Raw genomic sequence first — 11,177 nt, forward strand, 5'->3', positions numbered from 1 at the left:
AATTGACTTACGTTTGCACAATTTTGCACTAACTCAAAAAGAATGCCCTCTCTCCTCCTATCTTTTTGAGTAACGTGACCCATTTTAATTCAACTAATATTGCTTAATATGCCCTAACGAACTTTCAATACCAAGCCAATCACACCTAAAAAGAACACAGTAGAGATATTCATTCTCTACTATGTCCTTTAAATGCCCATTCATTTTCGTCATTACTTACTAACTCATATTCTGAATTATACGCTCTACAATTTAAATCTACTTACTGACTCTTGTAAGTTTTCTGCCATACTAGTTAATAAAGAGGCAGCTCCTGCAATTTCCTCCATCGTTGCATTTTGTTCTTCAGCTGAAGCAGCAACTTCTTCCGAATAGCTTGAAGATTCTTCTGCTTTGATCGAGACATCATTTATAAACGTGACCATTAAATCTACTTTATTAGCCATTTGCGAGACCGCACTTGATATTTCGTCAACTCGATTCGTAACATCGGTAACGGAATACGAAATACCTTCAAATTCATTGCCAGCCCTACGTACTTTGATGATTCCATCTTGGACGGCTCCTCTTGTCTCATCCATATTGGAAATCGTTTGATTAATTTCAACTAGTATTCCATCGATTAACTTTTTAATTTGCTCGGCAAAATCATTAGATTGTTCAGCCAACTTTTTTACTTCGTCAGCGACAACCGCAAATCCTCTTCCATGTTCTCCTGCTCGTGCTGCTTCAATTGCTGCATTTAATGCTAAAAGATTTGTTTGCTCTGATACTCCTGTAATAAAAGCAACAATATTGTTAATTTCATTCGTTTTATCACCTAACTGATTAATAATTGATGTGACCTTTTCCGTCCGCTCATTAATAATATCCATTTGACCTACACTATGTTGAATCACTTCATGACCAATATCTGATTTTCCTTTTGTAAGCTGAGCAGATTCTGTCACTTCTTTTACGTTCTCCATAATTTTTTTCATACTTATCGATATTTCATTTGCTGAGTCATTAGCACTATTCGTTTTGTACACTTGATCTTCAGCTCCTGTGGCAACCATTTGAATCGCTTCTGTTATCTGCTCAGTGGCTTTACTCGTTTCATCTGCACCTGCTGATAATTGTTGTGAAGATGCCGATACTTGTCCGGCTGTATCTACTACCTTTTCAATCAATAACTTTAAGCTATCTTTCATCAGATTATAACTATTTGACAATTGACCGATTTCATCTTTTGAATGTTCTTTTATATCTGTTGTAAAATTTCCATTTCCTGCTTCAACTAACGCATTTCTTATATTATTTAACCGCTTTTTAATCTGGTTAGTAAATACAAAAATAATCACAGTAGCAATCAATATCCCAATCGCTAAAGTAATAAAGAATCCCCTAATGGTATTATTAATCATTTCATTAATAAATTGTTCTGATACTCCAACAAACCACATTCCAATCGTTTCACCATTACTATCCATAATGGGTTGATACGCCGTTTGATGCGGTATACCTGCTACATTTGCTTCCCCTTGAAAGACTTGCCCACCCTCTAATACAACTTCTTTTACTTCATTAGAAACTTGAGTACCAATTGCTCTGTTTCCCTCAACAATTACATTCGTGGACACCCTCGTATCTTCAAGAAAAATCGTCACAGCTCCATTTGTAAGCTCTCCTATATAATCAACCATTTCGTCATTTCCATTAACTAGCGTAGTCCCTTTATATAACTGCTCTCCTCTTACTTCCCAATCTCCAGGATATTTTGTATCTAAGGCAATATAGGACAATCCTAAGTCTGATATTGCCTTATCCACTGAAATCTCTTTAACTCCGCTTGTTACTAACGCTTGTAAAACAATAGCCAAAATAACTGAGAAAATAATCAAAATGGCGACTACAAGACTATTAATTTTTGTTGCAATTTTAAAATTGTTAAACCAGTTCATTTTTTACCCCCCTCATAAAGTCTTATTCTATTCTAATAATTAATCATACATAAGAATCATTTTAAATTAAGTGAATATATTAACAATGGGTCATTTTTACTACATTCATTTCTTATTAAATGTTTAAGTATGATGACGGAAAAATATGAATAATCTAACATAAAGACTAAATGTTCTGCATTACATAGCTATGTATTAGGTTACCAAAAATTGATATCTAATCACCTCTCTTACCATTATAAAAAGTCTTTATTTTTTTACCAAATAAAACAAGACATATTAGAGAATTCCCCCCTAACATGCCTTTTAATGCTAATTATTTATACCATTAACTATGGTAAATTCACATTCTTATAAATTTATGGTCAGCAACCAGAAATTAAGGCTGTAAAATCTTTTTCATCAGAAGAGGCTGAATTAAAGGCCCTTCAGAAGGAAATACGCGATCTAAAGGGGGAAAATGAAATCTTAAAAAAGGCGATGCACTACTTTGCGAAAAGCCCTCGGTAAAATAGGAATTTATTCATGAAAACCGCTCCCCATTCCGAGTGGAGAAGATGTGCAGCGTTCTGGGAGTTTCCAAAAGTGGATACTTTAAATGGCTAAAACGACCTAAAAGTGATAGGCAGAAAAAACATGAGAAATTATCACAAGAAATTCTTCAAACCCACCTAGAATTTAAACAGCGTTAGGGCCGTGTTAAAATTACTAAAACCCTTAATAAACGTGGTGTGGAGGTTAGTGAACGTACACTCTCACGCATCATGACTAAGAACCAGTGGAAATCTTGTACCGTCAAAAAATACAAGGCTACAACTAATTCGAAGCATAAGCATCCAGTAAGTGAAAACGTATTAGATCGACAGTTTAAAGCTTCTAAACCAAACCAGTTGTGGGTCACTGATATCACTTATATTCCAACCAATGAAGGTTGGTTGTATTTGGCAAGCGTAATCGACTTGTATTCTCGTAAAATAGTAGGTTGGGCTATGGATAAAACCATGACAAAGGAATTAGTAATATCTGCATTAAAAATGGCTTACAAACGCCAAAAGCCAGGAAAAGGAGTTATCCATCACTGAGACCGCGGTGTTCAATATGCCTCCTATGAGTATCAGAATCTATTAAGAAAATATGAAATGATCGGCAGCATGAGCCGAAAAGGCAACTGTTACGACAACGCTTGTATCGAGTCCTTTCACGGTATTCTTAAACGTGAACTTGTTTATCAAACAAAATATAGTACGAGGGAAGAAGCGAAAAAGTCATTATTTGAATACATCGAGTTCTTCTACAATTCCAAGCGGATCCATTCGACCTTAGATTACTTTACACCGAATGAATTTGAGTGTATGTATGGAAAAAATGCAGCTTAATTTTTCCTTCATAAAAAAGTTTAAATCGCTCTTATTTAAACTTTTTTATGAAGGCCACCAAGCGAAAGCGCGGTAGAAAAATCTGTGTCTATTTTCTTGACATAGTATCAGTTTATAAAAGGAGCTAATTGTAGCTAAATAGCGATTTAGAGTTGCTGGAGATACCTTTGTTATTTAAATGCTTGGAATCAATATATTGTATAAAACGAGGAATAAATTCTGGTTTTAACTCGAAATATTTAAGATCTTCTATTTCCAACCATTCATAGAATACCTTTAAATCTCTTAAATAACTTCTTACTGTATTTATAGAGCATCCCTTTCTTTTCAGTTGCTCTGAAAAATCTAAAACTTCAGGGACTATTCTAAAATTAGAATCAACTAATACGACACTGCTTTCACTTTTCCCTACTTTTATTTTTCTCACCCCTAGTCATCAAATAATTCTTACTACAAGTTTATATTTTACAATTCTACAAAAAACGGCATTTTCCTTTTAAACCATACAAAAAAGGCACATTAGAGATTCCTCCCTAACATGCCTTTTGAATGCTAATTAGTTCACATCATTAACATAAGGTAATAAAGCGATTTGACGAGAACGCTTGATTGCAGCAGTTAATTGACGTTGGTATTTAGCTGAAGTTCCAGTTACACGACGAGGTAAGATTTTACCACGCTCAGAAATGAAACGTTTTAGTAAATCCGTATCTTTGTAATCGATGTGTGTAATTTTGTTTACTGTGAAGAAACAAACTTTACGACGTTTTGGACGACCACGACGAGCCATTATACAGCACTCCTTTCAAATTTTTATTATATATTATACATTCCGTTTATTCACTAGAGGTAGGGTTAGAACGGTAAATCATCATCTGAGATGTCAATTGGCTTGCCATCGTTAGCAAATGGATCATCATTAAATCCACCAGATTGACGGTTTGATTGCTGATTCCCTTGCTTAGCGTAGTCATTTCCACCACCAGCAGGTGCACCATAGAAATCATTATTTCCTTGGCTTTGTCCTTGACCACCTTGGTTTGCACCACGCGGTTCTAGGAATTGCACACTGTCAGCAACAACTTCTGTAATGAAAACACGACGTCCTTCATTATTATCATAGCTTCGCGTTTGGATTCGACCGTCGACTCCTGCTAAGCTACCCTTTTTAAGATAGTTCGCCACATTTTCAGCGGGCTTACGCCAAATGACACAATTAATAAAATCAGCATCACGTTCGCCTTGTTGATTGGAAAATGTACGGTTCACTGCGAGTGTAAAATTCGCTACCGCTACTCCATTCGGTGTATAACGTAATTCTGGATCGCGTGTTAAACGACCGACTAATACGACACGGTTCAGCATCCGTACCCCTCCTCGAAAAATTTATTACTGTTCGTCTCTTGTAACAAGGACACGAATAATGTTGTCATTGATTTTTACAAGACGGTTAAATTCGTTAATCGCATCAGAGTTTGCAGCAACGTTTAATAGTACGTAGAAACCTTCACGATAATCGTTGATTTCATACGCTAAACGACGTTTACCCATCTCTTCAACTTTTTCAATTTCAGCACCATTAGTAGTTAATACACCATTAAAACGTTCGATTAACTCTTTGTTTGCTGACTCTTCTAAGTTTGGAGCGATAATGTACATAATTTCATACTTACGCATTCCGGTCACCTCCTTTTGGTCTAAGCGGCTCCTACACGGAGCAAGGAGCAAAAACTACTCTAATGAGTCATTTTACTCGCATTATTAAATTATATCAGAATGCCTTGTCCTAGGCAAGGAAATTTCTCGATCGTTGGCTTTAAATTGTTCTATCCCTCTCCTATTTAATATAAATGAGAAATCTATGCCATTTTACGGCTTAATACTTGGTACACTCTAGAAGTTGTATACCCTATGCTTTCAATTAGTGAAACTGAAACAAGTGGTGTAATAAACCAGAGACCACCGATACACACCTGTTCAGGAGAATCCGTTTCGAGTATGTAGAAATGGCCTCTAGCGGACAAATTCGGGCGGATCACTCCTAGACTTCATTAACGACAAAAAAGCTTGTCAACGTCCCAAAACGGGACTAAATCGACAAGCTAAAAAATAACCTCTTAATTATCATTTATTTTACACATTAAAACGGAAATGAATGACATCGCCATCTTGGACGACATAGTCTTTTCCTTCAAGACGAACCTTCCCATTTTCCTTCGCTTGTCCCATTGAACCAGCTTCCATTAAATCATCATAAGAGACAATCTCCGCTCGAATGAATCCACGCTCAAAGTCTGTATGAATGATTCCAGCTGCTTGTGGTGCTTTTGTCCCTTTACGATATGTCCAAGCTCGTACTTCTTGAACACCAGCTGTAAAATACGTTTCTAACCCTAATAACTGATAAGCAGCTCGGATTAATTGATCTAACCCAGACTCTTCAATACCAAGCTCTTCTAAAAACATCTGCTTTTCCTCGCCATCAAGCTCAGCAATTTCAGATTCAATTTTGGCACAAACAACGATAACTTCACTATTTTCAGCTGCAGCAAATTCCTTTACTAGCTTTACATAGTCATTATCCCCATCACCTAATAAATCCTCTTCACTCACATTGGCAACATATAATACAGGTTTGCTCGTTAATAAATGTAACTGCTTAACGATTTTCTGTTGTTCTTCACTAAATTCAATACTACGAGCTGGCTTTTCGTCTTCAAAAGTTTTTTGAAGAATTTCTAAGACTTCAAGCTCAGCAACCGCTTCTTTATCCTTCGTTTTGGCCAACTTGCCGACACGAGTGATTCTTTTTTCAATACTCTCTAAATCGGCTAAAATAAGCTCTAAATTAATGACCTCGATATCACGGATTGGATTTACACTTCCTGAGACGTGAGTAATATTGTCATCAGAAAAACAACGGACAACATGTGAGATAGCATCGACTTGACGAATATGTGATAAGAACTTATTTCCAAGTCCTTCCCCTTTACTTGCCCCTTCGACAATCCCTGCAATATCAGTGAACTCAAAAGCAGTTGGAACTGTTTTCTTTGGGTCCACTAATTCTGTTAACTTTTGCAAACGGTGATCAGGCACTTCTACAATCCCCACATTTGGATCGATTGTACAGAACGGGTAATTCGCTGATTCTGCTCCAGCTTGAGTTATTGCATTAAATAAAGTTGATTTCCCCACATTTGGGAGGCCTACAATTCCTGTCGTTAATGCCATTGAATCATTCACTTCCTTTATTTGAATAAAATATCTATTGAGCCATTGAATATAAGTCCTTTCAATTATAGGAAGAAGACCACAAAAAAACAAGACAGATTGGAGGAGACGCCCCATTCTGTCAATGTATCGCCCTAATTTGATGATTCGAGAACTTTTTTCAACTTCTTACTAAATTCTTTTCGAGGCAGCATCACACTATGCTGACATCCAAGGCATTTAATTCGAACATCCATCCCCATTCGAATTATTTTCCAGCGATTTTCACCGCACGGATGTTGTTTTTTCATCTCAACAACGTCATGCAGAGTAAATTCCTTCTCAGCCAACTGCTTCGCCCCTTTCAATTCATTGCTATAATACTACCTATTATACACCATTGTTTATGGAGTGGAAATGATTCCACTCATTCAAGTTTATTTCGAATCGTTCGATGATTTAAAATCGGATATAAAATAATAGAAGATAAAAGATAAAGGTTTAGAACGCCATATAATGGGTATAAAACACTAATTAAAGTCGAAAAGCCAAACATCGTTAAAGGAGCCATAATCGCCACTAACAATAGGGCAAGCATCCAGGCTGGTGATTGAATATACCCTCTTATTCTTGAAATAATACCAAACACACCAGATGCAGCTGTTGTATAAATCGCCACCCAGAGAAGGCCTGACATGACTAAAACCATATAATAAGGATAGTGTTGTAGAATCGCAAATAACGGAATTTCATAAACAACTAACTCATTTGCCACTTCTAATAAAGAACTATTGTATAAAAAAGTTAAGCTTCCTAAAATGACTCCACTGCCAATACTAGCAATTAAGATTTCCCCTTTTTGTTTTATCTTCTGACCAATTGCTCCTAAAACAGAAATTAACGGAAGAATATTGAGAGCGGTAAACGTAAGAGAACTCGGCCAATTGCTTTGGTTTCCCTCGATAAAATGAAGTGGAAAACCATGTAATGATTGAAAGGCTAATAAAACACCGACTAAAGCCAGAATAAGAACAGGTGTAATGACAGTATGGATAGTCGTAATCCCATCAATATCCCAAATAAATAAGACCACCACAAATGCTGCTAGAATAACCACTCCCGCCCAAAATGGCAGATGGATCACTTCTAATGTCGCTCCCCCACCCGCAAGCATGATGACCGTAGTAGAAAACAAATAAACCATAATCATCACATCATATAATTTGGAAATTCGTTTTCCCATTAAAATATGTAAAACAGGTAGATAATGAACCGATTGATGTTTAAAACTAATATGCATGACCACATAACAGCAAATAATAAATAGAACCGTAAAGAGAAAAATGGCTAGTCCACTTTCAGCACCAAAAAATTCCCAGATTTCTCTTCCAGATGCATATCCAGCTCCGATCATCGTTCCAATAATTAAAAACATCCACATGAGTCCATTTCTCACCATACGCGCTACTCCCTTCACACTCGTTATCTTTTTTCACTTTCATGTATAGAAATGCAAAGATAACCGTATACTGTTACTACTATGGCGAAGGAGTCGAAAATATGAGTACAAACTATCGGTTGTTTAGTAAAAAAACTTCACCCTTTCGAATGCATATGGATCATAATGATATACACAATGAATTTGCAAAGGCACTTACCTTTTATATTAACAACCAGCTAGACTCGCCTTTAGTCATTGTTTGTATTGGAACAGACCGCTCAACTGGGGACTCTTTAGGTCCATTAATTGGTTCTAAGCTTGAATCTTTTAATCTTAAAAACTTTTATATTTATGGAACCTTAAAAGATCCGATTCATGCGGTCAATATGCATGAAAAAATAATGAGGATTGAACAACTTCATGATAGGGCTTTTATTATCGCAATTGATGCTTGTTTAGGGAAAATGAAAAGTGTTGGTGATATTACATTAGCACATGGGCCTGTGACACCAGGTGCTGCCGTAAAAAAGGATTTACCCCCGATTGGAGACATTCATATTACAGGGATTGTGAACATAGGTGGTATGATGGAATATTTTGTTTTACAAAATACCCGTCTTTATATGGTTATGACAATGGCGGATGTTATCGCTACTTCAATTCAGAAAGTTGATCAACAATTGAGTGAATCGCCGGTATTAGAATCATCCTTTGAAACTACCTTAAAAAAGCGCCGAAACTTGGCTAATGCTTTTTCATTTATGAACACTGAAAAATTCAAATTATAATTTTAAAACTAAAGTGTGTTACTTAAAAGAGACTGAGACAAAACCCTCCTCTGATATGAAAAGCCGGTGACTTTTTACTCATTGTAAATTGTCACCGGCTTTCATGAGCTTTATTGGAACGGAAGTAGATGGCGATGGTTAGCACTCTTCTCACCGTTCCCGAAAATCATGCTCCGCGTCCTGTGGGGCGGCGCCAAACTAACCGGCCTAGCCGGTGGATTTCGGCTAGGCCACTTCTTCCCACGGGAGTCTCCGCATGTTTTCGTCCACTAGGGTACAGAATAATCTTAGTTTGCATTCTTGTAGGTAATAACGCGAAGTGACTAAATTCAAAATGGAAAAATAGAGAACCGAAAAAATACTAAAATATGTTCTTTGGATACATTCTCTACTTCTATATATAGCTAGTTATGCTCCAGTCTCTTTTATACTTATACAAAGTGAAGAATGGTTACGATGACGGCGACGACTAATATACTTGGTAGAAGGTTTGCTACCTTCACATTTAATAGCCCTAATATATTGAGGCCAATTGCGATAATCATGATTCCACCTGTAGCCGTCATTTCAACGATAAAGGCATCCATAATTTCTGGTGGAACATATTGATTAATTTGTCCAGAAAATAAAGCGATTGTTCCTTGATAAAGAACGACAGGGATAGCTGAGAATGCTACTCCTATTCCTAATGTTGATGCAAACAAAAGAGACGAAACTCCATCTAACATTGATTTAGTAAATAAAACCGAATGATCGCCTCTGAGCCCACTATCAAGTGCTCCTAAAACTGCCATCGCTCCGACAACATAAATTAAAGTAGTGGTCACAAATGCCTTGGCCACTGTCCCTTCTCGCTCTGTTCCTATTTTACGCTCTATCCATAATCCAAAACGATTTAAATATCCATCTAAGTCCATTATTTCCCCAATTATTGCCCCTATTACTAAGCTAGTAATGACAATTAAAAATTGTTCACTTTTAATTCCCATTGTAATGCCTAATATAACAACAGCTAAAGCAATGGCTTGCATGATTGTCGTTTTCATTTGTTCAGGGATATTTCGGACTGTTAACCCGATAAGAGCGGCAACGACAATCGCTGCCCCATTCACTAATGTTCCAGTTAATACCATCTACTCATTCACTGGCCTCTCATTATGATATTTTCTATTTCCAAGATACAAACACTAAGATCTCTATTATTGAAACGCTGTTACTATCTCCTCTATTGCTTGTACAAACGTTTCTACCTCTTCTTTTGTATTATACGGTCCAAAGCTAACTCTCACTAGTCCGGTATCAATTGTGGCTAGTGAATGATGTGTTCTTGGAGCACAGTGTAATCCTGCTCTCACACCAATTTTATAATGTTCATCTAAAATAATCGCCAGCTCATGACTACCTATTTGTTCTAAACGGAAAGAAAGAACGGCTAAACGTTTCGTTAAATCAGTAGGTCCATAAAAGCTGATCCCTTCAAGCCTTTTTAACCCTTCTAAACAACTTCTCATTAATTCTTGTTCATGCTTATAAATCGATTCAATTCCAACCTCATTAATTTCATCTATACCTTTTGATAACCCAGCAATACCAGGTGTATTTAACGTGCCAGCTTCATATCGCTCAGGCCATTGTAGCGGTTGCTCAGGAAGCTCTGAATGGCTTCCTGTTCCGCCCGTAATTAATGGCTTTAGCCCATAATCTTGTTTACTAATTAGAACAGCTGTTCCTTGTGGCCCTAACATACTTTTATGTCCGGCTAATGCTAATAAATCAATTCCTTGTTCTTCCATAGAAATAGGAATCGTACCAGCGGTTTGAGAAGCATCAACTAAAAGAACAGCATTTACCTGTTTGGCAATATCAGAAATAGCCTTTAAATCAATTAATGCTCCCGTTACATTAGAGGCATGTGAAACAGCAATCATTCGTGTATGAGGAGTTACAACCATTCTTATCGCTTCAGTTGTAATTAGCCCGTTTTCATCTGGTTCTACATACGTAACATCTATACGCTTCTCTTCAACTAGACGATTTAATGGTCTTAAGACAGAATTATGTTCAAACGCTGTTGTAACAACGTGCTGCCCTTCTTCAAATGGGAAACCAAGAATCGCTTGGTTTAATGCCATTGTTGCATTTTGATAAAACCAGACATGGTTCGCAGAGGGAGCCGAGAAAAAATCCATTAGTTTTTCTCTTGTTTCTTCAATTATTTTTCCTGCTTTTTTAGATAGAAAGTGCCCTCCCCTACCAGGGTTTGCCCCGTATTCATTTACCGCTTCTAGCATCGCTTCCCCAACTTCTTTCGGTTTCGGAAAAGAGGTCGCGGCATGATCAAAATAAATCATAATCCTCTTCCTTTCATCAAATCGAAATATCTTCCCTATCATACCAAATTTAAAACAGAACTCAA

At 36.8% G+C, this 11,177-nt stretch carries 13 protein-coding genes; 3 read left to right on the forward strand and 10 right to left on the reverse strand.

From position 1 onward, the window contains the following. Nucleotides 1-245: 245 nt before the first annotated feature. Nucleotides 246-1,943 (reverse strand): methyl-accepting chemotaxis protein, encoded by a 1,698-nt coding sequence (locus tag BALCAV_RS19170; RefSeq protein ID WP_003321812.1) that lies wholly within the window; start codon nucleotides 1,941-1,943, stop codon nucleotides 246-248. A gap of 731 nt (nucleotides 1,944-2,674) precedes the next feature. Between BALCAV_RS19170 and BALCAV_RS21850 the strand changes: the two genes are divergently transcribed. Both BALCAV_RS21850 and BALCAV_RS21855 read left to right on the forward strand, forming a co-directional pair. Then, nucleotides 2,675-3,025 carry a DDE-type integrase/transposase/recombinase gene (locus BALCAV_RS21850; RefSeq protein WP_152563070.1) on the forward strand — a complete coding sequence of 117 codons (351 nt, stop codon included), beginning with the start codon at nucleotides 2,675-2,677 and terminating at the stop codon, nucleotides 3,023-3,025. 69 nt (nucleotides 3,026-3,094) lie between these two features. Beyond that, nucleotides 3,095-3,319, forward strand: a complete 225-nt coding sequence (locus BALCAV_RS21855) for an IS3 family transposase (RefSeq protein WP_152563071.1) — start codon at nucleotides 3,095-3,097, stop codon at nucleotides 3,317-3,319. A 124-nt stretch (nucleotides 3,320-3,443) separates the two neighbouring features. Here the strand turns inward: BALCAV_RS21855 and BALCAV_RS22200 are convergent, their stop codons facing one another. The 7 genes from BALCAV_RS22200 to BALCAV_RS19205 all read right to left on the reverse strand — a co-directional run bounded on the left by BALCAV_RS22200 (nucleotide 3,444) and on the right by BALCAV_RS19205 (nucleotide 7,991). After that, complete coding sequence (locus tag BALCAV_RS22200; protein ID WP_136446094.1) at nucleotides 3,444-3,746, reverse strand: phage integrase SAM-like domain-containing protein; 303 nt, start codon at nucleotides 3,744-3,746, stop codon at nucleotides 3,444-3,446. Between the two features lie 129 nt (nucleotides 3,747-3,875). Then, nucleotides 3,876-4,109 (reverse strand): 30S ribosomal protein S18, encoded by a 234-nt coding sequence (gene rpsR / locus BALCAV_RS19180; RefSeq protein WP_003323774.1) that lies wholly within the window; start codon nucleotides 4,107-4,109, stop codon nucleotides 3,876-3,878. A gap of 65 nt (nucleotides 4,110-4,174) precedes the next feature. Then, on the reverse strand, nucleotides 4,175-4,684 hold the full coding sequence (ssb, locus tag BALCAV_RS19185; RefSeq protein ID WP_003323775.1) for a single-stranded DNA-binding protein: 510 nt from the start codon (nucleotides 4,682-4,684) through the stop codon (nucleotides 4,175-4,177). A 24-nt stretch (nucleotides 4,685-4,708) separates the two neighbouring features. Continuing rightward, nucleotides 4,709-4,996, reverse strand: coding sequence for a 30S ribosomal protein S6 (gene rpsF / locus BALCAV_RS19190; protein ID WP_003323776.1), 288 nt, complete (start codon nucleotides 4,994-4,996; stop codon nucleotides 4,709-4,711). Nucleotides 4,997-5,452: 456 nt separating this feature from the next. After that, the gene (gene ychF, locus BALCAV_RS19195; RefSeq protein WP_003323777.1) at nucleotides 5,453-6,553 is read right to left on the reverse strand and encodes a redox-regulated ATPase YchF; all 1,101 of its coding nucleotides are present in this window, start codon (nucleotides 6,551-6,553) and stop codon (nucleotides 5,453-5,455) included. A gap of 134 nt (nucleotides 6,554-6,687) precedes the next feature. Then, on the reverse strand, nucleotides 6,688-6,882 hold the full coding sequence (locus BALCAV_RS19200; protein ID WP_003323779.1) for a DUF951 domain-containing protein: 195 nt from the start codon (nucleotides 6,880-6,882) through the stop codon (nucleotides 6,688-6,690). 77 nt (nucleotides 6,883-6,959) lie between these two features. Next, on the reverse strand, nucleotides 6,960-7,991 hold the full coding sequence (locus BALCAV_RS19205; RefSeq protein ID WP_003323780.1) for a YkvI family membrane protein: 1,032 nt from the start codon (nucleotides 7,989-7,991) through the stop codon (nucleotides 6,960-6,962). 101 nt (nucleotides 7,992-8,092) lie between these two features. Here BALCAV_RS19205 and yyaC point away from each other — a divergent pair, with 101 nt between their 5' ends. Further along, nucleotides 8,093-8,761, forward strand: coding sequence for a spore protease YyaC (yyaC, locus tag BALCAV_RS19210; RefSeq protein WP_003323781.1), 669 nt, complete (start codon nucleotides 8,093-8,095; stop codon nucleotides 8,759-8,761). Between the two features lie 431 nt (nucleotides 8,762-9,192). On the opposite strand, the gene BALCAV_RS19215 is transcribed toward yyaC, so the two are convergent. Together BALCAV_RS19215 and BALCAV_RS19220 are read right to left on the reverse strand one after the other, a co-directional pair. Further along, nucleotides 9,193-9,894, reverse strand: coding sequence for a DUF554 domain-containing protein (locus BALCAV_RS19215; protein ID WP_004428754.1), 702 nt, complete (start codon nucleotides 9,892-9,894; stop codon nucleotides 9,193-9,195). Nucleotides 9,895-9,960: 66 nt separating this feature from the next. Beyond that, nucleotides 9,961-11,177 (reverse strand): aminotransferase class V-fold PLP-dependent enzyme (locus BALCAV_RS19220; RefSeq protein ID WP_326938326.1); only part of this gene is annotated, 1,217 nt, incomplete at its 5' end.

The organism is Alkalihalobacillus alcalophilus ATCC 27647 = CGMCC 1.3604 (genome assembly GCF_000292245.2).
Classification (GTDB): domain Bacteria; phylum Bacillota; class Bacilli; order Bacillales; family Bacillaceae_D; genus Alkalihalobacillus; species Alkalihalobacillus alcalophilus.

Coding starts and splice junctions, on each gene's coding strand:
- BALCAV_RS19170 (WP_003321812.1), bottom strand. CDS start 1,943: ATGAACTGGTTTAACAATTTTAAAATTGCAACAAAAATTAATAGTCTT.
- BALCAV_RS21855 (WP_152563071.1), top strand. CDS start 3,095: ATGAGCCGAAAAGGCAACTGTTACGACAACGCTTGTATCGAGTCCTTT.
- rpsR (WP_003323774.1), bottom strand. CDS start 4,109: ATGGCTCGTCGTGGTCGTCCAAAACGTCGTAAAGTTTGTTTCTTCACA.
- ssb (WP_003323775.1), bottom strand. CDS start 4,684: ATGCTGAACCGTGTCGTATTAGTCGGTCGTTTAACACGCGATCCAGAA.
- rpsF (WP_003323776.1), bottom strand. CDS start 4,996: ATGCGTAAGTATGAAATTATGTACATTATCGCTCCAAACTTAGAAGAG.
- ychF (WP_003323777.1), bottom strand. CDS start 6,553: ATGGCATTAACGACAGGAATTGTAGGCCTCCCAAATGTGGGGAAATCA.
- BALCAV_RS19205 (WP_003323780.1), bottom strand. CDS start 7,991: ATGGTGAGAAATGGACTCATGTGGATGTTTTTAATTATTGGAACGATG.
- yyaC (WP_003323781.1), top strand. CDS start 8,093: ATGAGTACAAACTATCGGTTGTTTAGTAAAAAAACTTCACCCTTTCGA.
- BALCAV_RS19215 (WP_004428754.1), bottom strand. CDS start 9,894: ATGGTATTAACTGGAACATTAGTGAATGGGGCAGCGATTGTCGTTGCC.